This is a genomic window from Pseudogemmobacter bohemicus, assembly GCF_003290025.1.
GTDB lineage: Bacteria > Pseudomonadota > Alphaproteobacteria > Rhodobacterales > Rhodobacteraceae > Pseudogemmobacter > Pseudogemmobacter bohemicus.
Window position 1 is genome coordinate 443,273 of record NZ_QNHG01000004.1, and the last position, 21,980, is coordinate 465,252.

At 62.3% G+C, this 21,980-nt stretch carries 30 protein-coding genes, 1 tRNA gene and 1 pseudogene; 27 read left to right on the plus strand and 5 right to left on the minus strand.

Features of this window, described 5'->3' with window-relative positions:
- Positions 1 to 26 precede the first annotated feature (26 nt).
- Complete coding sequence (locus DRF71_RS21180) at positions 27 to 317, minus strand: hypothetical protein (RefSeq protein WP_157971225.1); 291 nt, start codon at positions 315 to 317, stop codon at positions 27 to 29.
- A gap of 96 nt (positions 318 to 413) precedes the next feature.
- Between DRF71_RS21180 and DRF71_RS21185 the strand changes: the two genes are divergently transcribed.
- The 14 genes from DRF71_RS21185 to DRF71_RS21240 all read left to right on the plus strand — a co-directional run bounded on the left by DRF71_RS21185 (position 414) and on the right by DRF71_RS21240 (position 6,418).
- Complete coding sequence (locus DRF71_RS21185) at positions 414 to 1,013, plus strand: LexA family protein (RefSeq protein WP_112312514.1); 600 nt, start codon at positions 414 to 416, stop codon at positions 1,011 to 1,013.
- Between the two features lie 88 nt (positions 1,014 to 1,101).
- Positions 1,102 to 1,578 carry a hypothetical protein gene (locus DRF71_RS21195; protein ID WP_157971226.1) on the plus strand — a complete coding sequence of 159 codons (477 nt, stop codon included), beginning with the start codon at positions 1,102 to 1,104 and terminating at the stop codon, positions 1,576 to 1,578.
- Positions 1,579 to 1,689: 111 nt separating this feature from the next.
- Positions 1,690 to 1,944, plus strand: coding sequence for a hypothetical protein (locus DRF71_RS21200; protein WP_112312517.1), 255 nt, complete (start codon positions 1,690 to 1,692; stop codon positions 1,942 to 1,944).
- Positions 1,944 to 2,120 (plus strand): hypothetical protein, encoded by a 177-nt coding sequence (locus DRF71_RS27675; protein ID WP_157971227.1) that lies wholly within the window; start codon positions 1,944 to 1,946, stop codon positions 2,118 to 2,120. Before DRF71_RS21200 ends, DRF71_RS27675 begins: the two co-directional genes overlap by 1 nt.
- Positions 2,120 to 2,443 (plus strand): hypothetical protein, encoded by a 324-nt coding sequence (locus DRF71_RS21205; protein ID WP_112312518.1) that lies wholly within the window; start codon positions 2,120 to 2,122, stop codon positions 2,441 to 2,443. Before DRF71_RS27675 ends, DRF71_RS21205 begins: the two co-directional genes overlap by 1 nt.
- The gene (locus DRF71_RS21210) at positions 2,440 to 2,661 is read left to right on the plus strand and encodes a hypothetical protein (protein ID WP_112312519.1); all 222 of its coding nucleotides are present in this window, start codon (positions 2,440 to 2,442) and stop codon (positions 2,659 to 2,661) included. The genes DRF71_RS21205 and DRF71_RS21210 overlap by 4 nt, the downstream gene beginning before the upstream one ends.
- Positions 2,662 to 2,758: 97 nt before the next feature.
- Positions 2,759 to 2,923 (plus strand): hypothetical protein, encoded by a 165-nt coding sequence (locus tag DRF71_RS27680; protein WP_157971228.1) that lies wholly within the window; start codon positions 2,759 to 2,761, stop codon positions 2,921 to 2,923.
- Positions 2,923 to 3,192 (plus strand): hypothetical protein, encoded by a 270-nt coding sequence (locus DRF71_RS21215; protein WP_112312520.1) that lies wholly within the window; start codon positions 2,923 to 2,925, stop codon positions 3,190 to 3,192. The genes DRF71_RS27680 and DRF71_RS21215 overlap by 1 nt, the downstream gene beginning before the upstream one ends.
- Before the next feature lie 38 nt (positions 3,193 to 3,230).
- The gene (locus tag DRF71_RS21220; RefSeq protein ID WP_112312521.1) at positions 3,231 to 4,460 is read left to right on the plus strand and encodes a tyrosine-type recombinase/integrase; all 1,230 of its coding nucleotides are present in this window, start codon (positions 3,231 to 3,233) and stop codon (positions 4,458 to 4,460) included.
- Positions 4,457 to 5,209, plus strand: a complete 753-nt coding sequence (locus tag DRF71_RS21225) for a hypothetical protein (RefSeq protein WP_157971229.1) — start codon at positions 4,457 to 4,459, stop codon at positions 5,207 to 5,209. The genes DRF71_RS21220 and DRF71_RS21225 overlap by 4 nt, the downstream gene beginning before the upstream one ends.
- Complete coding sequence (locus tag DRF71_RS29105) at positions 5,196 to 5,318, plus strand: hypothetical protein (protein ID WP_269814394.1); 123 nt, start codon at positions 5,196 to 5,198, stop codon at positions 5,316 to 5,318. Before DRF71_RS21225 ends, DRF71_RS29105 begins: the two co-directional genes overlap by 14 nt.
- Complete coding sequence (locus tag DRF71_RS21230) at positions 5,315 to 5,554, plus strand: hypothetical protein (RefSeq protein ID WP_112312523.1); 240 nt, start codon at positions 5,315 to 5,317, stop codon at positions 5,552 to 5,554. Before DRF71_RS29105 ends, DRF71_RS21230 begins: the two co-directional genes overlap by 4 nt.
- Positions 5,551 to 6,180 carry an HNH endonuclease signature motif containing protein gene (locus tag DRF71_RS21235; protein ID WP_232831620.1) on the plus strand — a complete coding sequence of 210 codons (630 nt, stop codon included), beginning with the start codon at positions 5,551 to 5,553 and terminating at the stop codon, positions 6,178 to 6,180. Before DRF71_RS21230 ends, DRF71_RS21235 begins: the two co-directional genes overlap by 4 nt.
- Positions 6,173 to 6,418 carry a hypothetical protein gene (locus tag DRF71_RS21240; RefSeq protein ID WP_112312524.1) on the plus strand — a complete coding sequence of 82 codons (246 nt, stop codon included), beginning with the start codon at positions 6,173 to 6,175 and terminating at the stop codon, positions 6,416 to 6,418. The genes DRF71_RS21235 and DRF71_RS21240 overlap by 8 nt, the downstream gene beginning before the upstream one ends.
- Positions 6,419 to 6,528: 110 nt before the next feature.
- Here DRF71_RS21240 and DRF71_RS21245 read toward each other — a convergent pair.
- Positions 6,529 to 6,605, minus strand: a tRNA-Arg gene (locus DRF71_RS21245).
- Positions 6,606 to 6,663: 58 nt separating this feature from the next.
- Complete coding sequence (locus DRF71_RS21250) at positions 6,664 to 8,067, minus strand: sensor histidine kinase (protein ID WP_232831621.1); 1,404 nt, start codon at positions 8,065 to 8,067, stop codon at positions 6,664 to 6,666.
- Positions 8,068 to 8,475: 408 nt separating this feature from the next.
- On the opposite strand from DRF71_RS21250, the gene rpmH reads away from it, so the two are divergent.
- The 13 genes and pseudogenes from rpmH to DRF71_RS28795 all read left to right on the plus strand — a co-directional run bounded on the left by rpmH (position 8,476) and on the right by DRF71_RS28795 (position 18,390).
- Entirely contained in the window at positions 8,476 to 8,610 is a 135-nt protein-coding gene (rpmH, locus tag DRF71_RS21255) for a 50S ribosomal protein L34 (protein ID WP_092895917.1), read from the plus strand.
- A 41-nt stretch (positions 8,611 to 8,651) separates the two neighbouring features.
- Entirely contained in the window at positions 8,652 to 9,182 is a 531-nt protein-coding gene (gene rnpA, locus DRF71_RS21260) for a ribonuclease P protein component (protein WP_112312526.1), read from the plus strand.
- Positions 9,179 to 9,475 (plus strand): membrane protein insertion efficiency factor YidD, encoded by a 297-nt coding sequence (gene yidD / locus DRF71_RS21265; protein ID WP_112312527.1) that lies wholly within the window; start codon positions 9,179 to 9,181, stop codon positions 9,473 to 9,475. Before rnpA ends, yidD begins: the two co-directional genes overlap by 4 nt.
- On the plus strand, positions 9,472 to 9,828 hold the full coding sequence (locus tag DRF71_RS21270; protein WP_112312528.1) for a fluoride efflux transporter FluC: 357 nt from the start codon (positions 9,472 to 9,474) through the stop codon (positions 9,826 to 9,828). The genes yidD and DRF71_RS21270 overlap by 4 nt, the downstream gene beginning before the upstream one ends.
- A complete protein-coding gene (locus DRF71_RS21275; RefSeq protein WP_112312529.1) occupies positions 9,825 to 10,877 on the plus strand; it encodes an RluA family pseudouridine synthase in 1,053 nt (350 codons plus the stop codon). Before DRF71_RS21270 ends, DRF71_RS21275 begins: the two co-directional genes overlap by 4 nt.
- Before the next feature lies 1 nt (position 10,878).
- Complete coding sequence (locus tag DRF71_RS21280; protein ID WP_112312530.1) at positions 10,879 to 11,586, plus strand: ATP12 family chaperone protein; 708 nt, start codon at positions 10,879 to 10,881, stop codon at positions 11,584 to 11,586.
- 229 nt (positions 11,587 to 11,815) lie between these two features.
- Positions 11,816 to 12,832, plus strand: coding sequence for an amino acid ABC transporter substrate-binding protein (locus DRF71_RS21285; protein ID WP_112312531.1), 1,017 nt, complete (start codon positions 11,816 to 11,818; stop codon positions 12,830 to 12,832).
- Positions 12,833 to 12,975: 143 nt separating this feature from the next.
- Positions 12,976 to 14,565, plus strand: coding sequence for an amino acid ABC transporter permease (locus DRF71_RS21290; RefSeq protein ID WP_112312532.1), 1,590 nt, complete (start codon positions 12,976 to 12,978; stop codon positions 14,563 to 14,565).
- 1,198 nt (positions 14,566 to 15,763) lie between these two features.
- Positions 15,764 to 16,408 (plus strand): annotated as a pseudogene (locus DRF71_RS21295) (amino acid ABC transporter permease); the annotation flags it as partial.
- Positions 16,409 to 16,419: 11 nt separating this feature from the next.
- Positions 16,420 to 17,190, plus strand: a complete 771-nt coding sequence (locus tag DRF71_RS21300) for an amino acid ABC transporter ATP-binding protein (RefSeq protein WP_112312533.1) — start codon at positions 16,420 to 16,422, stop codon at positions 17,188 to 17,190.
- A 121-nt stretch (positions 17,191 to 17,311) separates the two neighbouring features.
- Positions 17,312 to 17,632, plus strand: coding sequence for a hypothetical protein (locus tag DRF71_RS21305; protein ID WP_112312534.1), 321 nt, complete (start codon positions 17,312 to 17,314; stop codon positions 17,630 to 17,632).
- A gap of 90 nt (positions 17,633 to 17,722) precedes the next feature.
- Entirely contained in the window at positions 17,723 to 17,878 is a 156-nt protein-coding gene (locus tag DRF71_RS27685; RefSeq protein WP_157971230.1) for a hypothetical protein, read from the plus strand.
- Between the two features lie 125 nt (positions 17,879 to 18,003).
- Positions 18,004 to 18,390 (plus strand): hypothetical protein, encoded by a 387-nt coding sequence (locus tag DRF71_RS28795; protein ID WP_232831622.1) that lies wholly within the window; start codon positions 18,004 to 18,006, stop codon positions 18,388 to 18,390.
- Positions 18,391 to 18,599: 209 nt separating this feature from the next.
- On the opposite strand, the gene tuf is transcribed toward DRF71_RS28795, so the two are convergent.
- Together tuf and fusA are read right to left on the minus strand one after the other, a co-directional pair.
- Positions 18,600 to 19,775, minus strand: a complete 1,176-nt coding sequence (gene tuf, locus DRF71_RS21315; protein ID WP_112311926.1) for an elongation factor Tu — start codon at positions 19,773 to 19,775, stop codon at positions 18,600 to 18,602.
- A 76-nt stretch (positions 19,776 to 19,851) separates the two neighbouring features.
- The gene (gene fusA, locus DRF71_RS21320) at positions 19,852 to 21,975 is read right to left on the minus strand and encodes an elongation factor G (RefSeq protein ID WP_112312535.1); all 2,124 of its coding nucleotides are present in this window, start codon (positions 21,973 to 21,975) and stop codon (positions 19,852 to 19,854) included.
- Positions 21,976 to 21,980: the final 5 nt, after the last annotated feature.

A 21,980-nucleotide genomic window follows, 5' to 3' on the forward strand; every position in this document is an offset into this window, starting at 1 on the left:
CTGGGCAGTTACAGGGGCGATTGAATTCATTGCGCCGCCACCTTTCCGGCAGCGCGGTCGGCAAGGATCGCGGCAATATCTTCCTCGCGCGCGCCCCAGATCAGGTGATCCGGGGTCAGGCCGAGACCGTGGCGAGCTGAGTGCGCCAGCAGCAGGCGCATATGGATCGCAGAGGTGATGTCCCCTGCCGCCCGCCCCTTCGCCGGGTGACGCCAGGCGAAAGGAACCTTATCGGCCACGCCGATAGCAGCAGCAATCTGCTCGGGCTTACCGATCAGCGCTTCGCATACTTGCATTGGTGTCAGGTCGCTACTCATGACGCAACATCTAGCGCCGCAAGATTTGCCCCCGCAAGTCATATTTTGCGATTTCGGCAATATGAATTGAGGTAGCAAGTCCCTACTTCAAACCGCATGGATGATAAGTGGTTCAAACAGCAGCAAAAGAAGGCCGGCGTCACGGCAGATCAGATTGCCGCCAGACTGGGCCGCCACCCCTCGGTGGTTTCGAAAATCCTGAACGCAAAACAGAATATGACCCTTGACTGGGCCAAAGCGTTCGCGGACAGCCTCAACCAGCCGCTGGCTACCATCCTTGAAAAGGCCGGCGTCACAGACGAAGCATCCGCCCGACAGATCATACCCGGCTTCGCAGAGAGCGATGTTGCCCCTTTCATATCGCAGGGTGCGGAACAGCGCGGGACCGTCACGATTGCCGAGGCCTTCGGCGCGAAACCCGGGATCGACATCTGGCGCGTAAAGGGCGACGCGATGGCCCTGGCCGGCTATCGAGAGGGCGATTTCATCCTGGTCGATACCTTCCAGGCCGAACGCGCGAAAGCCGGCGATGTGGTGATCGCCCAGATCTATGACCGCCAGGGCAGCGCGACCACGGTGCTGCGCCAGTTCCAGCCACCAGTGCTTGTTTGCCCGAAAGATCTTTCAGTTCATGTCGTTGACAACAACAATGTAGTGATCATGGGCAAAGTCACCGCCAGCTGGAGGACAAATTGAGAGAGGCAATACTCTTTTTTCTATACCCGGCCGGCAGTCTGGGAACCGCGATCTATCTCACGTTTTTCAACGGAGACACATACAACTGGTGGAACTGGCTCATCCTGGTTCCGATCAATCTCTTTCTCGGATCCATCTGGCCGATCTACTGGACTGTGCTGCACTGGGCATTTTGACCTGCAGCCCTCAGCACGCTCAAACCATTCGCCATCAAAATCACCGCCATCCGGAGGAAGGAATGCCCATACTTTTCGAAAATGACTTTATTCAAGTAAAACAACGATTTATTTTTGGATCTTGGCGCGTAGTCAATAAGCGCTCCGGAGCCACCATAACGCCGGAACGCTTCCTCATGGAGAAAGTCGGCCTCACTTGGCCAAAAATTCGCCTTCGCAAGGACATCGACGACGAACTCAGGCGCACAGCAGAAAACTACATGTTTTTCTCATTCGGGATGGCTTCAATCGAGCCTAACGGCCCCGTTGCACTCGTCTTCAGAAAAGAACCGCCCGAAGACTTAGCTATAGCCATCATCCTCCAAGCTCAGGCCGAACTCGGACGGTGACACTCTCGACAGGCGTGATCGGCAAAATTTGCGATTTTGTCAATTCTTGAGTTGACAGTCGCAAGTCGCAACCCCTAACTCTTGTGCATATCCCCTGCACAGGAGTTGCGCATGTCTCAACCTGCCACCCGCAGCATCCCCTCTGCCCGCGCAAGCGCGCAGATCACGGATGCCATGCTCTGCGCCGCGCTCGACGCCGCCCAGATCCTCCAGACCCGCCCCCTCAGCAACGCCGAAGCCGCGCTGCTGGAACTGGTGACCGGCCCCGCACTCGAGGAGCTGCTGCTCCGCCGCGCCCATGACAGTTTCGGCCGCCCGCTGGCCCTTGGCAGCAACGTGATCCCGCTACCCGTGGCGGTGCGCTGATGCAGGTCTCTGTCTCCACCATCCTGCATGTCGCGCGCGGTCACCTGGCAGCGGAAAATCCCGACGCCTATCGCCGCATCGTCGAAGGCGCGATCCGCTGCGCCCACACGCCCCGCGCAGAAGAACAGCTGCGCGAGGCCATGGCGAAGGATCTCCCGGAAGAGGAAGAGGTCTGATGGCCGCGAAACCTGATCTCGAAGGCGCACAGGCCTTCCAGGACGAACTGCGCAAGGCTATGGCCAACATTCCCTTCCCGGATGCGGCCTGTGTAGAACAGTCGATCGAATACACTGAAAGACGCACCCTCGCGCTCAGGGCACTGAAATCGGTGATCGAGAACAATGGTGGTAAGGTGCATGAAGGCTGGGATGGCGCAAGCATCCGGATCTTCGGCCTGCGCGCCACCTCCACCTCGAGCCTCTACCAAGCATGCCGCAACTGGCTGAACCAGCTTACAGTCAAGTCGATGGGCCAGAATATGAAGGGCCCATACACATGACCGACCTCACCAACCTCCTCCCCAAACTGCCGGCACAAGACCTGACCGAGGAACAGGCCTGGGGCTTCCGCCTCGCCTGTTCGATGATGGTGACCGTCGGGCGCCAGCTCGAAAGCGCGCCCTCGCTCGCAGGCACCCCGCCTTATCTGCAAAGCAGCGGCGGCATGATGGCCAGCATGGCCGCAGGCCTCGCCGTCACCATCGGCTGCCCCGACTGACCCTTCCCGGGGTCGCCCGGCGGTTGCTGCTCGCCCCGCCCCCTTCCCGGTCCCGCGCGTCGGGCGACACGCGCCAGACCTGCCACAGGAACCAGCCATGCAGGCCATTCTTCTCGGCTTCAGCTTCATCTTCACCGTCGCGGCGATCCTGATCCTGCGCCACGCCCTGCGCCTGCGCCGCCACCATGACCGCGAGCCGGAAAGCCAGGATGATTTCACCCTCGCCATGCAGAGCTGGTCAGATCTGGAGGGCAATCGCTGATGTCCCTGCCCGCTTTCATCACCTCTGAACAGGTCGCTGGCGTGATCGGCCTTCCCGATGCCGGCGCCTTCCTGCGGATCCGCCCCCGGCTCGAGCGTGAAAACCTCTTCCCCCTGCCGATGCCGACCAGCCGGCGCCCGATGCGCTGGCGCCATGACGAGGTCGCCGCATGGGTGGACCGCATGGGCCGCAGCACCGGCCCCGAAATCGACCCCGACGACATCGCCACCGGCCGTGTCGTCATGCTGCAGATGTCGCGCACCGCCTGAGACCACAGCCTGACAACAGGCCCGAAAGGAAAGACCCCATGGCCCGCCGCCCCGAAGATCCCCCCGTCATTGCGCCAAAGGATGGCCTGCGCCAGCGCCGGCGCAGCGACGGAGAATGGCGCATCTGGTGGGAACCGACCAAACGCCAGCGCGAGATCGGCGCGAAGCCGGTCGAATTCCAGGCCCGCCAGCCCGGCCATGCGCAGCGCGAAGCCACGCGCCTCGCAAACGAATGGTCCGCCCGGGCGGAAGGCAAGCCGGTCACCGCCCGCCGCGACGGCCGCTCGACCTCGGCCCTGATCGAGGACTATCGCCGCAGCCGCCACTACACGCAGCTGCGCGAGACCACCCGGCGCAGCTATGACACTGATCTGCGCGCGATCGAGGATAAATGGGGCCCGCAGCCGGTCTCCCTCTTCGATCCCGTGATGATGGATCAATGGTATGACGCGCTGCTCACCGCCAAAAGCGTCACCCGCGCCCGCGCGATCCTGACCATGATGCGCACGCTGCTGAAACATGCCGAGCGCCGGGGCTGGCGGACGAAAGGTTCGAACCCCGCCCGGGATCTCGACATGCAGCGCCCCGAAGGCCGCTCGCGCGTCGGCACCTGGGCCGAGCTGGACGCCCTGCTGGACGCCTGCCGCCAGCTCGCGCGGGGATCGGACGCCGCTGGCCGCATCACCTGGCGCGGCATGCGCCTTGCGATCCTGCTGACCACCCTTGCCGGCCAGCGCCAGACCGATGTGCGCGAGGCAAAGCCCGACGGCTTTGGATCTGCCATGATGCAACTGGCCGGCATGCCGGCGCCGCGCCGGATCTGGGTCTGGGCGCTGATCCGCTCGAAACGTCAGAATGAGGGCCAGATCGGGCTTCACCCGATGATCGTGCCGGCGCTCCGCCTGCAGCTGCGGCTCGCAGCCGATGGCCCAGGCACCCTGATCTGGGATCAGGCCACCGGCAACCCGCTTTCCAAGCGCCTCATGTGGGATCGCTGGCAGAAGATCCGCGACCTCGCGGCCGAGACGGTGCCCAGCGTGACGACCATCCAGTGGCGCGACCTGCGCCGCACCTTCGGCAACCTCGCCCGCGCCGGCGGCGCCGACAAAAGCGACGTGGCGGATGTCCTCGGCAACACCGCCGACACCGATGCGACCCTCGCGAAAATCTACATGGAGCCGCAGGTGGCCACCACCTGGCGCGCCGCCACCGCCATCGCCCGGCCAGCGCCGGTTGAACAGGAAACCCCGAAAAGGAGGAAAGCGTGATTGGATTTGAGCACTACGTTTCCGGAAGCGAGATCGGGTTGGATGCCGATGATGTCATCACCTGGCTCCTGACCCAGATAATCGACCCGATGCGCAAGGGGCAGTCTCATACCATTGCAACCTGGCTGAAGGTCGCAGGGCAGCGCCCGGGCGCCGCGCGCCGGCTCTTTGGTGAGGATGCGTTCGCGGGTGATGCCGATCGGGCGAAGATCGCGAACCGCTATCTGGCGGCCTATGGGCTGCGCGTGATCGGCTCGGCCGAGGCGCCGGTGCTGTTCGTCGCCACTAAGCAGATGGCGGGGCTGAAGGCGCTCTTTGAGAAGTCGGACTGGGCGGGTGGCGCCTGGACGCAGTCCCTGCAGCGCGTGCCGGGTGCTGCGGCCTCGACGACCTCGCGCTACCTCGAGGGGATCCAGACGCGCGGCTTAGAGATCCCATTTCAATCAATGCCGAGCCTTATGGTCAAGGATACACCAACGCGTGACACCCCCCCCAGCTGGGGCACCCGCCCCTTTGCCGAGCTCTACACCGCCGCGAACGCGCTGCGCACCCTGATCCGTCAGGAAGGCAGCCCCCTGATCCAGTCCGCCTGGGACGAGGTCGAGCCCTTCTTCGATGTAATCCTCGCCCGCCCGGCGCCGGCCGCGCCGATCGATGGCACCGCCCCGCGCTTCGACTGGCTGAACGAGGCCCATGCGCAGGCGCTCGACGCGATGGCACAGGAGGGCGCAGATCATGGCCAGCATTGACCACATGGTTCGCTCCGAGATCCGCAAGCTCGCCCGCCAGGGCAGGCTGCTCGAAACCTTCCACGCCCGCACAGTCGAGGCCGCGAAGGCGAAGGGGGCGACGCAATGAGCGGTAAGCTTGCCGACCTGAACAACCACCTCTTCAGCCAGCTGGATCGTCTGTCTGCCGGCGACATCTCGGCCGAGCAAATCGCGACTGAGGTGAAGCGCACCGAGGCGATGGTGGCGATTGCCGACCAGATCACAACCGCAGCCGATCTTCAGCTGAAGGCCGCGAAGCTATTTGGCGACTACGGTGCCGCTGTATTGCCGCATCTGCCGATGATCGGAAAGGCCCAGGAGTGAAAGGCCATCCTATCACCTGGTTCCCTGAGGAGATGGCCTGGCTCGAGGCACGCCAGGACTGGCCGCGCGCGGAACTGCACAAGGCCTTCTGCTGGTTCTGGAAACGCGATGACTTGACCGTTCACGCGATCAAAGCCCTGTTCCAGCGCAAAGGGTGGAAGACGGGCCGCACCGGCTGTTTCGTGAAGGGGCAGACGCCCCCGAACAAGGGCAAGAAGATGCCCCACAATGAGAACAGCGCCCGAACGCAGTTCAGGAAAGGGCAACGACCCCACACATATCGCGGCCCGGGGCATGAGAGCATCGACAACAAGGACGGCTATGTCTGGCTTATTGTCGAGGAAACAAACCCGCATACCGGCGCTGCGACGCGCCGGGTGCAAAAACACAAATGGCTATGGGAGAAGCTCAACGGCCCGGTGCCCGAAGGCCATGTCCTGAAGTGCCTCGACAGCGACAAGACGAATTGTGACCCGTCGAACTGGGAAGCCCTGCCGAAGTCCATGCTGCCCCGCCTGAGCGGCAGATGGAACCTCGGCTACGACGAAGCCTCGCCAGAGGTGAAGCCGACGATCATGGCGATCGCGAAGCTTGAGCAGAAGGCGCGTGACCTAAAAAATGGCTGAGCCCGCCCGCATCGAGATCCGCGGCAAAAACGTGGACTTTTACATACTGCAGAACGACCAGATCCTGCCGCGTCGGTTCTGGTCCTATGACAGCGCTGCTGTCGCAGCTCAGCGCCTGGAAGAGAAGCAGCTGCACCGAGGCGCAATGATCCGCCCCTGCATCTGCTGCCTTCAGATCTTCAGCTCGAGCCACCGTTTCAATCGGCTCTGCACCCGCTGCAGCGAGGAGATCGCCTGATCTCTGGTCTGGGGGTCTCCGGACAGTATTGGCGTCCGACGCCGGACACATCGGATCATCGGACGGAACAATCCAACCCATTCCGTAACTTACTGATTTTCTGGATAAAATGGCGGACCCAGAGCGATTCGAACGCCCGACCCCCAGATTCGTAGTCTGGTGCTCTATCCAGCTGAGCTATGGGTCCGCTGTGAGGCGGGTATCTAGAGGGCGCCGCGCGACGATGCAAGAGACAAAATGCAGTCTCACTCTATTTGCTGTGGATCGGCGATCACCGGAACTTTCGGGAGGTGGATCATAAACTCAGTTCCCTCGGAATCGCTGTGCAAAAGCTCGATCCGGCCACCATGGCCGCGTACCAGCTCGGACGAGATCGCGAGGCCAAGCCCGGTGCCGCCTTTGCGTACGCCACCCTGAAAAGCCGCAAAAAGATGCTCGCGCGCTTTTGCGGGCAGGCCGGGGCCGGTATCGCCCACCCGAATCCACCACTCAGAATCGCTCTCGCCGGCAGAAATCTCGATCGTACCGGCCTGTCCGGTTGCCTCGATGGCCTGGCGTGCATTGCGGATCAGGTTCGAAATTACCCGGTAAAGCTGCTCCCGATCCGCGCGAAGCGTCAGATTCGGTGCGATATCTGTAAGCGCGGCCACCAGCGCATCCGGCGGCGCCTCGGGCGATGCGGTCTCGCTCCTGGTGAGGCCCTCGCCCTCGGTCACCTCATGAACAAGCCCGGCCAGCGGAAAGCGGGTCAGCTGCGGCGGTGCCTCTTCCGCTTTGCCGAAGGTCAGCGTCGCCTCGCAAAGGCTGACCGCCCGGCTGATCGAACCGACCAGCTTCGGGGCCGAGCGCGCCACGACCGGATCGGCGCTGCCTTCGATCCGGTCGGCAAAAAGCTGCGCCGTGGTCAGGATATTGCGCAGATCATGGCTGATCTTCGCCACCGCACCACCCAGCTGCGCCAGCCGTTCGCGCTGCTTCAGCGCGCCGGTCAGCTGTCGCTGCATCGTGGCCAGCATTTCCTCGGCCTCGCGCAGTTCCTCGACCCGGGCCGAGGGCTCAATCACGGTGCGCGCATCCTCGGGCGCCTCTGAATAGGCCTTCATATGCAAGACCACCCGGCGGATCGGATGCACGATCAGACGCTGCGCCGCGAGGAACAACAGCACCGCCATCACCGCCGAAATCAGCGCCGAAAACAGCAAAAGCCGCCAGGCGTAAAGCAACATCGCCTTGCGCAGCGGCTCTTGCGGCATGGTGATTTCGATCAGCTGGCCGCCCTCCTGCACCGGGCTGCCGATCACCCGCACCACCCGGCTATCCCCATCGAAGAGCGTCGATAGCGCGTCGCGGATCAGCTCCCACGGGCCGGAAAGCCGCAGGTCGTAATCGGCATGGACCGGCTCGGGGACCGGCGAGGACAGCACCAGCTCGCGGATATCGTCGCGCCGCAGCACCACGTTATAGACCCCGGCATTGGCCAGCAGCTCGGCCTCCAGCTCGGGCGAGACGCCACTGTCGGAAGCCAGCTGGGTCAGCGCAGCGATCTGGGCCTGGCGCAGCCGTTCCAGCAGGAAATCGGCACGGTAGCGGGCCAGTGAAGGCACAAAAATCAGCACATCGGCCAACAGCACGAAAATGACTGTCAGCATGAGGAAACGGCCGGACAAGGTCCGTAAAAACCGCCGCCGCCGCTGCTTCTCGGTCACCCTGCCCTTCCTTCCGGCCCGGCCATCGCATCTGTGGGGCCGCATGGCCCCGTTATTTCAGGCAGATATCTAGCAAATCCCGGGCCGGTTGCACAGTATGGGAAGACTCATGGAAAAGCCGCAAATGGCGCGGTTTTCCCCTGGTTTTCGGTCGGGAAGCGTTGACTTGGGCGCCGCCTGCCCCTATAGGCCGGGCTTCAGGATCAATGTCAGCGAATCCCGCGCCGGCCTGGCGCCAGTGGGAAGAGTGCTGCGGGCATCCGAATGAGATATGGCCGCAAGGCCCGAGGATATGGCCGCAAGGCCTGGAAACAGGCCCATGGCCACAACAAACGCAGAAGGAATGCCGCAATGAAGCGCACCTATCAACCCTCGAAGCTGGTTCGCGCCCGTCGCCACGGCTTCCGCGCCCGTATGGCCACCAAAGGCGGCCGTCTCGTGCTGGCCGCGCGCCGCGCCAAGGGCCGCAAGGTTCTTTCGGCCTGATCTGCCGCCGCCCTGCATCCGCAGGGCAGGAGGAACGGAACATGGCACCGCCGGAGGCAAAGGGCATGAGGCAATTCGCCGGACAGCCCGAAGAGCCTCCGGCGGTTTCCGTTTTGGAACATCCACCTGCTTGCGGATTGGGGATTTCCGTGACGGAATTGCAGAAATCGAACAATTCGGCCCTGGTGGTGATCCCGCAGCGCAAGGATTTCCTCAAGGCGGCCTCGGCGCGGCGTCAGGCGACCTCGTCCTTCCTGTTGCAGGCGCGCGACCGTCGTGATGGCGATCCGGTGACCCGGATCGGCTTTACCGCATCGAAGAAGATCGGCAATGCGGTGGCGCGCAACCGGGCCAAGCGGCGGATGCGCGAAGTGGCGCGGGCGGTGCTGCCCGATCTTGGCCGGGCCGGCTGGGATTATGTGCTGGTCGCACGGCCCGGGGCGACCATCGCCCGCCCCTTTACCGGACTGATCGACGATCTGCGCGGCGCTTTTGCATCGGTCCATCGGGAACGCCCCGCCCGTGCCTCCGGCGGATCCGCAACCGCAACGCCCGCAGGAGAGCGGCAATGACACCGCTTGCCTTTGCCCTCTCGCTTCCCGTCCGCGCCTATCGGCTGCTGCTGAGCCCCTGGGTCGGCCATGGCTGCCGGTTTCAGCCAAGCTGTTCGGCCTATGCGATGGAGGCATTGTCGCGTCATGGCGGCCTGCGCGGAGGCTGGCTGACTGCGCATCGTCTCTGCCGCTGTCACCCCTGGGGTGGCCATGGTTACGACCCGGTGCCCGGCGCCGACCCGGAATTTGATGAAATGTTGGAAAACTGTAATTCCTCTGCGCAAAACCCGGCTGTGAAGGAGCAGAAATGACGCATTTTTCTGGTCTTGCCGCTCTCGCCCTTGGCGGTGCCGCCGGCACCCTGCTGCGCCATTTCGCTGTCGCCACCTTGGGCGCCCCCTGGGCCGTGGCCGCGATCAACGTCACCGGCAGCTTTCTGATCGGCCTCGCCTGGGTGCTGATCGGCCAGCGCGAGCTGATCGGCCCGGCTGTGATGACTGGCCTTCTGGGCGGCTTCACAACCTTCTCGGCCTTCTCGCTCGATACGCTGAAACTGATCGAGGCCGGCCGCCTGATCGAAGCCCTGGCCTATGTCGCGGCATCCGTCATTCTTTCCCTCTTCGCCGTCACCCTCGGCGTCACACTAGCGAGGCAGCTGTCATGAGCGGCGTTCAACTGATCCAGGTCACCGAGGACGAGGGTGAGCAGCGGCTGGATCGCTGGCTGAAAAAGCGTTTTCCGCAGATGACGCAGGGCGCAATCGAAAAGATGTGCCGCACCGGGCAGATCCGTATCGAAGGCGGCCGCGCCAAAGCGGCCGACCGCGTCCAGCCCGGCGAGACCATCCGCGTGCCGCCGCTGCCTGTGGCCGAGGCCCCGATCCGCGAACAGACAAAGGGCGTCTCTGACGCCGATGCAAAGATGATCCAGGCCTGTGTGCTCTGGAAGGATGAGCATATCATCGTGCTCAACAAGCCGCCTGGCCTGCCCTCGCAAGGCGGCTCCGGTCAGGGCGACCGCCATGTCGACGGGCTGACCGAGGCGCTGAAATTCGGCTATAAGGACCGGCCGAAACTGGTGCACCGGCTGGACAAGGACACGTCCGGCATCCTGCTGCTGGCCCGCACCGACCGCATCGCGCGGGCGCTGTCCGAGGCGCTGCGCCACCGGCTGACGCGCAAGATCTACTGGGCGGTGGTCGCCGGGGTGCCGCATCCGAAACAGGGCTCGATCAAGTTCCATCTGATGAAGGCACCGGGGCGTGGCCGTGGCGGCGAGGGCGAGAAGATGATCGCCATCCATCCCGCCCAGGCCGGCGATTACCCCGACGCGAAACGCAGCCAGACCGATTATTTCACCCTCTGGTTCCTTGGCACGCGGCTGTCCTGGATGGCGCTGGAGCCGGTCACGGGCCGCACCCATCAGCTGCGCGCCCATATGGCGGAAATCGGCCATCCCATTCTGGGAGATGGGAAATATGGCGGCTCTGACATGGATAATGCGGGCGATGGCTGGGGTGCCGGCATCGGCGGCGATCTTTCAAAGAAGCTGCATCTCCATGCCCGTTCAATCGGCTTCGAACACCCGATCACGAAGAAGGAGATGACCTTCCAGGCGCCATTGCCCGAGCATATGAAACGCACCTGGAAGGCGCTGGACTGGAAAGAGGACGATGTGCCTGCCGACCCGTTCAAGACTTTCGGGGGGCGTTGAGATGAGCGCCTGGGCCCCGAAACGGTTCTGGAAAGAGACGGTCGTTACAGAGACGGAGGGTGGGTTTACCGTCCATCTTGACGGGCGCCCGATCCGCACGCCGCAAAAATCGGCGCTGACCGTGCCGACGCGGGCCATGGCCGAACTGATCGCTTCGGAATGGGAGGCGCAGCAGGGCAAGATCGCCCCCGAGACCATGCCCGCCACCCGCGCCGCCAATTCCGCGCTCGACAAGCTGAGCGTGCAGCGTGAGGCGGTGGTTGCCATGCTGGCGGCCTATGGCGAGACGGATCTGCTGTGCTACCGCGCCGAGCGGCCGCTGCAACTGGTCGCGCGTCAGGCCGAGATCTGGAACCCGCTTCTGACCTGGGCGGCGGAAACGCTGCAGGCACCGCTGCAGGTCACCGAGGGCGTGCTGCCGGTGGCCCAGCCCGCCGCCAGCCTTGCCCGGCTGACCGCCGGGATCGCCGCTCTGGACGATTTCCGGCTGACCGCTTTCCATGACCTCGTGGCGATTTCGGGCTCGCTGGTGCTTGCGCTGGCGCTGATCTCCGGCCAGATTGACGTTGCGGAAGCCTGGGCCGCCTCGCGCCTTGACGAGACCTGGCAAAGCGAACAATGGGGCATCGACGAGGAGGCGGCGGCAACCGAGGCCGCAAAGCGCGCTGCCTTTGAGCAGGCGTGGCGATTCTACGGATTGTGCGGGTAACAATTCAGGCCAACTTCCCGCGAAAGCCCGTTTCGGCAGCATTTTTCCGGCGCAAAGCCCGGAAAAACGGCGATTTTCCCGCATTCTTACCTCACCTATTGACCGATCTGTAACCTTGCTCTGAAAATATGCTCATCGGGCGATCAAAGACCCGAGAGACAGCCTGCACATACCAGGCGACACCCCCGCCGCGGATCAACCGATGGCGGCAGCTCAGGAAGAGGTAATTATGAAGAAATCAGCAATCATCGGCGCGCTCGCGGCCAGCACCTTGCTTGCCGGCGCGGCCAGTGCTGCCACGCTCGATGATGTGAAGGCGCGGGGCGAGCTGAATTGCGGCGTCAATGTCGGCCTCACCGGTTTCGGCATGGCGGATGCGAATGGCACCTGGGTCGGTTTCGACGTCGATCTGTGCCGCGCTGTCGCCGCCGCCGTTCTGGGCGACCCGACCAAGGTGAAATTCGTCCCCACCACCGGCGAGACCCGTTTCACCGCGCTGGCTTCGGGCGAGATCGACCTGCTGGTCCGCAACTCGACCGCCACCTTCACCCGTGACGTCGATCTGAAATTCGATTTCGTCGGCATCAACTACTATGACGGCCAGGGCTTCATGGTCAAAAAAGAGCTGGGCGTTTCTTCGGCGAAAGAACTCGATGGTGCCACCGTCTGCATCCAGACCGGCACCACCACCGAACTGAACCTCGCCGATTTCTTCAAGGCCAATAACATGACCTATACCCCGGTCACGGTTCAGGACGATTCGGAGGCGCAGCGCCAGTATCTCGCCGGTGCCTGCGACGCCTATACCACCGATGCTTCGGGCCTGGCGGCCGGCCGCGCCACCATGGCGGATGCCGATAACCATATCATCCTGCCCGAAATCATCTCGAAAGAGCCATTGGGCCCGCTGGTCCGCCATGGCGACAACGTCTGGGGCGATATCGTCCGCTGGACCTTCAACACCCTGCTGATCGCCGAGGAAAAAGGCATCACCAAAGCCAATATCGAAGAGGTTGCCGCCTCTTCGACCGACCCGGAAGTCCGCCGTCTGCTGGGCCTGGAAGGCGATATGGGCAAGATGTTCGGTCTCGACAATGAATGGGCCAAGCGCGCCATTGCCGCCAACGGCAATTATGGCGAGATCTTCGAGACCAATCTCGGCACCGGCACGCCGATCGGTCTGGCGCGCGGTCTGAACGCGCTCTGGACGCAAGGCGGGCTGCAATACGCCTGGCCGATGCGCTGATACTGCCCCGGGGGCGCGTCTGACCGACGCGCCCCTGCTTCTTTACCGGAACAATTCAGAACAACCACGACCAAGGGCTGCCGCGCAGGCGTCAGCACCATAACCGGCACAAGCCGGAACAGGGTCGGGCTCAGGGGGAATACATGGCCTTTGCCACCAGTCGGGCGGAGGCGTCGAAGGGCGGATTCCGCCTTTCGATGCTGATTTACGACACCCGCTTCCGTGCCATCACGCTCCAGGTGGTCGCACTGATCCTCTTTCTGCTCTTCATCGGCTGGCTGACGGATAACGTGATCCGCAACCTTGATGCCAAGGGCAAGGACATCAATTTCGGCTTTCTCTGGGTCCGGGCCGGCTATGATATCGAACAGACCCTGATCCCCTATACCAACGATTCCAGCCACGGCCGCGCCGTTATCATCGGGTTGCTGAACACCCTGGTGGTGGCCTTTTTCGGCTGCATCCTCGCGACCGTGATCGGGGTGATTGTTGGCGTGCTCAGGCTGTCGAACAACTGGCTGATCTCGCGGCTGATGACGATCTATGTCGAGATCTTCCGCAACGTGCCACTTTTGCTGTGGATCCTGCTGACCTTCGTGGTGATTTCCGAGACCATGCCGGCACCGGCGGCCTTCAAGATCACCCCGGCGATTCTCGAAAGCCGTGCCGCGCTGGAAGGGATCGAGGCCCAGGCCGGCGGCAACGGGTTCTGGTCGCGTATCACGGGGCTCCAGACCCTTTCCCTGCCCTTCTTCCTCTGGCTGCTGGCCCTTATCGGCATCTCTGCCTCTGCCTGGCAATATGCGCGCAGCCGGCTTGATGCCGGCAAGGCGGCGCTGATCGCGGCAATCCCGGCGGTTTTGTGGATCGTGGCGGCGCTGACCGTCTTCAGCCCGTCCCTTTCGCCGGTGCTGGCGGACAGCGAGGCCAGCGCCATCGGCCCGACCGAGCCCGCTGCCTCGAAATTCTTCTTTGATTCCATCGCGCTGACCAATCGCGGCACCAATGTTCCGGCGCCTTTGCTGGATCGCCCGCTGGGCGGCACCGAAATCGTCTCCGTGCCGGTGAATTACTCGGTGCTGGCGGTGATTGCGGTGATCATCGTCTCGGTGCTTGCGAACCGTTCGGTGATCCGCCGCGCCAATAAGCTTCAGGAGACCACCGGCACCCGACCCACCACCTGGTGGATATCGCTGCTGATTCTGTTCCTGCCGCTGATCCTTTTGCTGGTGGCACTTGGGTTGCATTGGGAAGTGCCGGCTTTCCCGGTCAATGACGAGGGGGTGAGCCAGGGCTTCAACTTCCGGGGCGGCATCCAGGTGATGCATTCCTTTACCGCGCTTCTGATCGCGCTGTCGCTCTACACCTCTGCCTTCATCGCCGAGATCGTGCGCGCCGGTATTCAGGCCATTTCGCGCGGCCAGTCCGAGGCCGCCGCCGCCCTGGGTCTGCGCCCGGGTCGCACGATGAAACTGGTGATCCTGCCCCAGGCGCTGCGGGTGATCATCCCGCCACTGATCAGCCAGTATCTGAACCTCACGAAGAACACCTCGCTGGGGATCGCGGTCTCCTACCTTGATCTGCGCGGCACGCTGGGCGGCATCACGCTGAACCAGACCGGACGCGAGCTGGAATGTATGCTCCTGATGATGCTGATTTATCTGACGATCAGCCTGATCATCTCCTCGGGCATGAATGCCTTCAACTCCGCCGTGAAGCTGAAGGAGCGCTGAGATGACCGATACATCCCATCTCTGGGTCCGTGAGGAAATGCTGCGCCCCGAGCCGCCGCCTTTGCGCGAGGCGGGGCTGGTGAAATGGGTGCGCGAGAACCTGGTCTCCTCGCCCGTCAACACGCTGCTGACCGTGGCCGGATTGCTGGTCGCGGTCTGGGGCATCTGGACCGCTTTCCCCTGGTGGTGGCATTCGGTCTGGAACGCCAGTTCACTGGGCGAATGCCGCGAGATTGTCGCAGCGGCAGGCGGCGAAAGCGGCGCCTGCTGGGCGGTGATCAAAGCGCGCTGGCATCAGTTCCTGTTCGGCTTTTATCCGCCCGAACATTATTGGCGCCCGATCCTGACCGGCGGGCTGCTCTTTGCCGCGCTGGCGCCGGTCCTGTTCTGGAATGATCGCAAAAGCGCCCATATGGTCGGCTTTGCCGGCATCGCCACCCTCGCCGCGCTTTATGCGGTTTCCGCCAACAGCCTGGCCTTTGCCGCCACCGCCGTGATCTTCGCGGTGATCTGGGTGGCGGCAAGCCTGCGCCCGGCCTCGTTGATCTGGGTGACGGGGCTGTTTCCCTTCATCTCGATCTGGCTGATCTGGGGCGGCTCGTTCTGGAACCCGGTCAATCAGCTGCTGGCCATCGCGCTTGGCGCCCTGGTGGCCCGGGTCTATTACAACAATACCAGCAAATGGCTGAATGACGCCTTCGCTCTGGTGATCGCACTGGCGGCGGCTTACGTCGCCTCGGTGGTGATCGGCTATAGCGATGCCATCTCGACCGATTTCTTCGGCAAGCTGCGCGAGGCGAGTTTCTGGCAGGGCTTTGGCCAGCAAAGCGACAATGTCTTTTCCATGGTCTTCGGCGCCCTCGCCTCGGTCCTGGTGATGGCGCTGACCGCTGCGATCTGGCTTTTGCTGGCGATCACGTATGTGTTCAGCGCGGTGCTGAATTACAATCTCGCCGATCTTGCGGGGCTGATCTGGGGCGAGACCCCGCCGGAATGGGCGGGCTCGGCCTGGGCTGGTATGATCAGCCTTGGCGCATTGCTGGCCTTCGCGCTGGTCTTTGTCGCGGCGCGCAACCGTTCGGTGGTGATCGGCATCCTCGCCGGCCTGCTGGCGGGCGGAGGCTGGCTTTTGTACCAGGCGCCGAAAATGGTCACCTATATGGCGACCGATCTGCCGCTGACGATTGCGCCGGTCAGCTCGAATATGATCGGGGGCTTTTTGCTCGCGCTGATCATCGGGGTGACGGCCATCGCGGCCTCGCTGCCTTTGGGGATCATGCTGGCGCTTGGGCGGCGGTCCGATATGTGGCTGATGAAGGTGCTCTCGGTCGGCTTTATCGAGTTCATCCGGGGTGTGCCGCTGATCACGCTCCTCTTCACCGCATCCCTGCTCTTGCAGTACTTCCTGCCGCCGCAGACCAATTTCGACCTGATCCTCAGGGTGATCATCCTCGCCGCGCTCTTCTCGGCCGCCTATCTGGCCGAGGTGATCCGCGGCGGTCTCGCAGCCCTGCCCCGCGGCCAGTATGAGGCCGGTGACAGCCTTGGCCTGACCTATTGGCAGGCACAGCGCCTGATCATCATGCCCCAGGCGCTGAAGATCTCGATCCCCGGCATCGTCTCGACCTTTATCGGGCTTTTCAAGGATACAACGCTGGTTTCCTTCGTCGGCCTCCTCGATCCGCTGAGGGGGGTCACCACCACCGTGCGCGCCGATATCAACTGGAAGGGCATCTACTGGGAGCCCTATATCTTCGTCGGCGCCATCTTCTTCATCATCTGCTTCGGCATGTCGCGTTACTCGATGTATCTGGAACGCAAGCTGAAAACCGATCACCGGTAAGGATCTGATCCATGACAACCGCACAGAAACAACTGCAGATCCCTGGCGAAATCGCCATTGAAATCCGCAAGATGAATAAATGGTATGGCCAGTTCCATGTGCTGCGCGACATCGACCTGACGGTGGCGCGCGGCGAGCGGATCGTGATCTGCGGGCCTTCGGGCTCGGGGAAATCCACCATGATCCGCTGCATCAACCGGCTCGAGGAACACCAGTCCGGCGATATCATCGTCGACGGGACCGAGCTGACCAATGACCTGAAAAACATCGACAAGGTGCGTTCCGAGGTCGGGATGGTGTTCCAGCATTTCAACCTCTTCCCGCATCTGACGATTCTGGAAAACTGTACCCTGGCGCCGATCTGGGTCCGAAAAATCCCGAAGAAACAGGCGGAGGAAACCGCGATGCATTTCCTCACCAAGGTGAAGATCCCCGATCAGGCGTTGAAATATCCGGGCCAGCTTTCGGGCGGGCAGCAGCAGCGCGTCGCCATCGCGCGCTCCCTGTGCATGCGGCCCCGGATCATGCTCTTTGACGAGCCCACTTCGGCGCTGGACCCCGAGATGATCAAGGAGGTGCTCGACACGATGATCGAGCTCGCGGAAGAGGGCATGACCATGCTCTGCGTCACCCACGAAATGGGCTTCGCCCAGGCGGTGGCGAACCGGGTCGTCTTCATGGATCAGGGCCAGATTGTCGAGCAGAACGCCCCGAAAGAGTTCTTCTCGAACCCGCAATCCGAGCGGACCAAGCTCTTTCTCAGCCAGATCCTCGGTCACTGATATCCGCTCCCTTGCACAGAAAACCCGCCCCACGGGCGGGTTTTCGCTTTTCACAGGAATTTTCCTTACAATCACGGGCTTGCCGGGTCAGTCTGCCGCGATACTGAAGAAGGAGCCTCCCATGTCCCGCCTCTCCCCGACCCTTTCTGCCCTCGGCCTGAGCCTGATCGCGCTGCCCGCTTTCGCTGCCCTCCCCCCCTATTATGATCGGGTCGAACAGATCCAGACCATCCTCTCCAGCGAAGCCGTTGCCGATCGCCTGGGTGGCCGCCCCATTGATTCGCTCGACTATGAGCGCCAGGAATCCGATGGCAGCGTGAATTGGGAGATCGACACCAATGGCTGCGACATTGATATCTGGCTGGTACCGCAGCCGATGCCCGAAGGCATGACCGGCAAGGTGACCTATGAGGTTCGCACCCCGATTGGCCGCTGCGACTGATCTCTGTGCCCGATTACTGGCCGCCCTTGCTGTATCTGCGGCAGGTCTCAGCGTGAGAACCACTGCAGCAACCCGCCCGGGAGGCTTTGAATGGGCGACGAAGCGGAAATCCAGGCGAAAATCAATGAAATCAACGCCCCTCTGTTTCAGAATTGTCCCCGACAAATCAGGAACAAAGGGGGGGAAATTTCAACCTCTGTCCTGGCGCGAATCGCGACATTCGACACTGTTCGTCACTCAACCTGAGGGGTGATGCAAAAATTTGGCGACAGGCATGGGCAACATCATCTCTGTCACAGCATCGCATCGCTGCATCGCCCCGGTAAAACACTGCTCATGCTGCACGCGATAGCGTAGCAATAAGTGTGACCATGGACGACAGCATCAAACGCTGGACGGCAAAGCGCAAAACCGCGCTGGTGATTGAGATCATTCTGGGCAAGACGACGGTGGCAGTGGCAAGCCTGTCCTCCGACTTTTCCCCTTCGGAGATTGAGGTCTGGGTGGGCGACGCCAGACGGGGGATGGAGAATTCCCTGCGCGCGATCCGGGTCGCGAATGCGGGTGAGTTGGCTGCCCCACGAGAGGAAGGGCCGCGTGCGATTGCCGCCTTGCATCAGGATCTGGCGGCGCAGCAAGACAAGATCGAGCGTCGTATCGAGGTGGCCAGGGCGGAGCGATCTTCACGGATTTGCAATCCGTCCTTGCGGCTCGAGCCACCAGGGGATCAAACCAGGGATAGAACGGCCGATCATTGAGCTGGCTCCTTCTGGCTGCGGCAAACAATCCGGCGCGCCCCAGCACGCACCACCCGCGCCTCTGGCCACTGTGGACCGCTCTGCGGGGAGTATTTGGGTCAGGAGGAAAGCGGCATTTCCTCTTGACCCAAATACTCCCGCCGGAGGCATCGGACGGAAAAGGCCGCCCCGTGGGGCGGCCTTTGGATCATCGGGCCTCAGGCCTCAGATCACTTGAGGATTTTCGCAACAACGCCGGCGCCGACCGTGCGGCCGCCTTCACGGATGGCGAAGCGCAGTTTCTCTTCCATCGCGATCGGTGCGATCAGTTCGACTTCGAACTTCAGGTTGTCGCCCGGCATCACCATTTCAGTGCCTTCCGGCAGCTTGACCATGCCGGTCACGTCGGTGGTCCGGAAGTAGAATTGCGGACGGTAATTCGCGAAGAACGGGGTGTGGCGGCCGCCTTCTTCCTTGGTGAGGATATAGGCCTCAGCCTCGAAAGTGGTGTGCGGGTTGACCGATTTCGGCTTCGCCAGAACCTGACCACGCTCGACGCCATCACGGTCGACGCCGCGCAGCAGCGCGCCGATATTGTCGCCGGCCTCACCGCGATCCAGCAGCTTGCGGAACATTTCCACACCGGTGCAGGTCGATTTCGAGGTCGGGCGGATGCCGACGATCTCGACTTCGTCGCCAACGTTGATCACGCCGCGCTCGATACGGCCGGTCACAACCGTGCCGCGGCCCGAGATCGAGAACACGTCTTCGATCGGCATCAGGAAGGGCTGGTCAACAGCGCGTTCCGGGGTCGGGATGTAGCTGTCGACGGCCGCGATCAGCTCGCGGATCGAATTCTCGCCGATTTCCGGGTTGGTGCCGTTCATCGCCGCCAGAGCCGAGCCCTTGATGATCGGGATATCGTCGCCCGGATATTCGTAGGACGACAGGAGCTCGCGGATTTCCATCTCGACGAGTTCCAGCAGCTCCGGATCGTCGACCTGGTCGACCTTGTTCATGTAGACGACCATGTAGGGGATACCCACCTGGCGGCCAAGAAGGATGTGCTCGCGGGTCTGCGGCATCGGGCCGTCAGCTGCGTTCACAACGAGGATCGCGCCGTCCATCTGGGCCGCGCCGGTGATCATGTTCTTCACATAGTCAGCGTGGCCGGGGCAGTCGACATGGGCGTAGTGACGGGCTTCCGACTCATATTCGACATGAGCGGTCGAGATCGTGATGCCGCGCGCGCGCTCTTCCGGTGCTCCGTCGATCTGGTCATAGGCTTTGAATTCACCAAAATATTTGGTGATCGCGGCCGTCAGCGTCGTCTTGCCGTGGTCAACGTGGCCGATCGTGCCGATATTGACGTGCGGTTTGTTCCGTTCAAACTTTGCCTTTGCCATTTGGCAGCTCCTTCAATTCATATGCCGCGAGATCACGGCCATTGGGTGTGGAGGGCGCGGACGCCCTCCCGCCGGATCAGGCGTGTTTCTTCTGGATTTCCAGCGACAGGTTTTCCGGCACGGCGTCGTAATGGTCGAATTCCATCGAGAACACCGCGCGGCCCGAGGACATGGAACGCAGGTTGTTGATATAGCCGAACATATTGGCCAGCGGGACCATCGCGTTGATCACATTGGCATTGCCACGGGTATCCTGGCCCTGCACCATGCCGCGACGCGAGGTCAGATCGCCGATGATGCCGCCGGTATATTCTTCCGGGGTCACCACTTCGACTTTCATCACCGGCTCAAGCAGCTTTGCACCGGCTTTGCGCAGACCTTCGCGCATTGCAGCACGCGAAGCGATTTCGAAGGCCAGAACGCTCGAGTCGACATCGTGGAAAGCACCGTCGATCAGAGCGACTTTGAAGTCGATAACCGGGAAGCCTGCCAGCGGGCCCGAATCCATAACGGATTTGATGCCTTTTTCGACGCCGGGGATATATTCCTTCGGAACCGCACCACCAACGATCTTCGACTCGAACGAGTAGCCTTCGCCCGGCTCGGTCGGTGAGATCACCAGCTTGACGCGGGCGAACTGACCCGTACCACCGGTTTGTTTCTTATGCGTGTAGTCGATCTCGTATTCCGACGAGATCGTCTCACGATAAGCCACCTGCGGCTGACCGATATTCGCCTCGACCTTGAACTCGCGACGCATACGGTCGACGAGGATGTCGAGGTGAAGTTCGCCCATGCCCTTCATGATGGTCTGGCCCGATTCCAGGTCAGTTTCCACGCGGAAGGAGGGGTCTTCAGCAGCCAGACGGGCGAGAGCGATGCCCATCTTTTCCTGGTCAGCCTTGGTTTTCGGCTCGACAGCGATCTCGATAACCGGGACCGGGAAGGTCATGGTTTCCAGAACGACCGGGTTTGCCGGGTCACAAAGCGTGTCGCCGGTGGTGGTCTCTTTCAGACCGCCAAGCGCGATGATGTCGCCTGCGAAGGCTTCGGTGATTTCCTCACGCTCGATGGCGTGCATCATCATCATACGGCCAACGCGCTCTTTGCGCTGCTTGGTCGCATTCATCATCGCGTCGCCCTTGCCCAGCTTGCCCGAATAGATCCGGGTGAAGGTCAGCGAGCCGACGAAGGGGTCGTTCATGATCTTGAACGCGAGGCCCGAGAAGGGCTGATCGTCATCTGCCGAACGCGCGATATTGCGCTCTTCAGCTTCGTCACCCGGTGCAAAGCCCATATAGGCCGGCACGTCGAGCGGCGACGGCAGGAAGTCGACCACAGCGTTCAGCAGCGGCTGCACGCCTTTGTTTTTGAACGACGAACCAGCCAGAACCGGGATGAAGTCGATCGCGAGGGTTGCCTTGCGGATCAGACCGCGAAGCGTTTCCGCATCCGGCTCATTGCCTTCCAGATAGGCTTCCATCGCGGCGTCGTCCTGGGAAACAGCGTTTTCCAGGAGGTTCATGCGCCAGGTTTCAGCGTCGGTTTTCAGCTCTTCACGGACCGGCTGGCGAACCCAGGACGCGCCCAGATCTTCACCCTGATAGACCCATTCTTCCATGGTCACGAGGTCGATGATGCCTTCGAGCTTGTCTTCGGCACCGATCGGCAGAACCACCGGAACGGCATTGGCGCCGGTGCGGTCCTTGATCATCGTCACACATTTGAAGAAGTCCGCGCCGGTCTTGTCCATCTTGTTGACAAACACGATCCGGGGAACCTTGTAGCGGTCAGCCTGACGCCACACGGTTTCGGTCTGCGGTTCCACACCGGCGTTACCGTCAAGCAGAACGACCGCGCCGTCGAGAACGGCCAGCGAACGTTCGACTTCGATGGTGAAGTCAACGTGGCCGGGGGTGTCGATGATGTTGAAGCGGTGCTTCTCATCAGCCGGACCCACGGCGCCCGCGTCGACGGTGCGGTTCCAGAAGGTGGTGGTAGCCGCAGAGGTGATGGTGATCCCCCGCTCCTGCTCTTGTTCCATCCAGTCCATGGTGGCGGCGCCGTCATGGACTTCGCCGATCTTATGGGACTTGCCGGTATAGTAAAGAATGCGCTCGGAGGTCGTGGTTTTGCCCGCGTCGATATGGGCAATGATCCCGAAGTTCCGATAGCGTGTAAGCGGATAGTCGCGTGCCATAAAGC

Coding starts and splice junctions, on each gene's coding strand:
- DRF71_RS21180 (WP_157971225.1), bottom strand. CDS start 317: ATGAGTAGCGACCTGACACCAATGCAAGTATGCGAAGCGCTGATCGGT.
- DRF71_RS21185 (WP_112312514.1), top strand. CDS start 414: ATGGATGATAAGTGGTTCAAACAGCAGCAAAAGAAGGCCGGCGTCACG.
- DRF71_RS21200 (WP_112312517.1), top strand. CDS start 1,690: ATGTCTCAACCTGCCACCCGCAGCATCCCCTCTGCCCGCGCAAGCGCG.
- DRF71_RS27675 (WP_157971227.1), top strand. CDS start 1,944: ATGCAGGTCTCTGTCTCCACCATCCTGCATGTCGCGCGCGGTCACCTG.
- DRF71_RS21205 (WP_112312518.1), top strand. CDS start 2,120: ATGGCCGCGAAACCTGATCTCGAAGGCGCACAGGCCTTCCAGGACGAA.
- DRF71_RS21210 (WP_112312519.1), top strand. CDS start 2,440: ATGACCGACCTCACCAACCTCCTCCCCAAACTGCCGGCACAAGACCTG.
- DRF71_RS27680 (WP_157971228.1), top strand. CDS start 2,759: ATGCAGGCCATTCTTCTCGGCTTCAGCTTCATCTTCACCGTCGCGGCG.
- DRF71_RS21215 (WP_112312520.1), top strand. CDS start 2,923: ATGTCCCTGCCCGCTTTCATCACCTCTGAACAGGTCGCTGGCGTGATC.
- DRF71_RS21220 (WP_112312521.1), top strand. CDS start 3,231: ATGGCCCGCCGCCCCGAAGATCCCCCCGTCATTGCGCCAAAGGATGGC.
- DRF71_RS29105 (WP_269814394.1), top strand. CDS start 5,196: ATGGCCAGCATTGACCACATGGTTCGCTCCGAGATCCGCAAGCTCGCC.
- DRF71_RS21230 (WP_112312523.1), top strand. CDS start 5,315: ATGAGCGGTAAGCTTGCCGACCTGAACAACCACCTCTTCAGCCAGCTG.
- DRF71_RS21240 (WP_112312524.1), top strand. CDS start 6,173: ATGGCTGAGCCCGCCCGCATCGAGATCCGCGGCAAAAACGTGGACTTT.
- DRF71_RS21250 (WP_232831621.1), bottom strand. CDS start 8,067: ATGCTGACAGTCATTTTCGTGCTGTTGGCCGATGTGCTGATTTTTGTG.
- rpmH (WP_092895917.1), top strand. CDS start 8,476: ATGAAGCGCACCTATCAACCCTCGAAGCTGGTTCGCGCCCGTCGCCAC.
- rnpA (WP_112312526.1), top strand. CDS start 8,652: ATGGCACCGCCGGAGGCAAAGGGCATGAGGCAATTCGCCGGACAGCCC.
- yidD (WP_112312527.1), top strand. CDS start 9,179: ATGACACCGCTTGCCTTTGCCCTCTCGCTTCCCGTCCGCGCCTATCGG.
- DRF71_RS21270 (WP_112312528.1), top strand. CDS start 9,472: ATGACGCATTTTTCTGGTCTTGCCGCTCTCGCCCTTGGCGGTGCCGCC.
- DRF71_RS21275 (WP_112312529.1), top strand. CDS start 9,825: ATGAGCGGCGTTCAACTGATCCAGGTCACCGAGGACGAGGGTGAGCAG.
- DRF71_RS21280 (WP_112312530.1), top strand. CDS start 10,879: ATGAGCGCCTGGGCCCCGAAACGGTTCTGGAAAGAGACGGTCGTTACA.
- DRF71_RS21285 (WP_112312531.1), top strand. CDS start 11,816: ATGAAGAAATCAGCAATCATCGGCGCGCTCGCGGCCAGCACCTTGCTT.
- DRF71_RS21290 (WP_112312532.1), top strand. CDS start 12,976: ATGGCCTTTGCCACCAGTCGGGCGGAGGCGTCGAAGGGCGGATTCCGC.
- DRF71_RS21300 (WP_112312533.1), top strand. CDS start 16,420: ATGACAACCGCACAGAAACAACTGCAGATCCCTGGCGAAATCGCCATT.
- DRF71_RS21305 (WP_112312534.1), top strand. CDS start 17,312: ATGTCCCGCCTCTCCCCGACCCTTTCTGCCCTCGGCCTGAGCCTGATC.
- DRF71_RS27685 (WP_157971230.1), top strand. CDS start 17,723: ATGGGCGACGAAGCGGAAATCCAGGCGAAAATCAATGAAATCAACGCC.
- DRF71_RS28795 (WP_232831622.1), top strand. CDS start 18,004: ATGGACGACAGCATCAAACGCTGGACGGCAAAGCGCAAAACCGCGCTG.
- tuf (WP_112311926.1), bottom strand. CDS start 19,775: ATGGCAAAGGCAAAGTTTGAACGGAACAAACCGCACGTCAATATCGGC.
- fusA (WP_112312535.1), bottom strand. CDS start 21,975: ATGGCACGCGACTATCCGCTTACACGCTATCGGAACTTCGGGATCATT.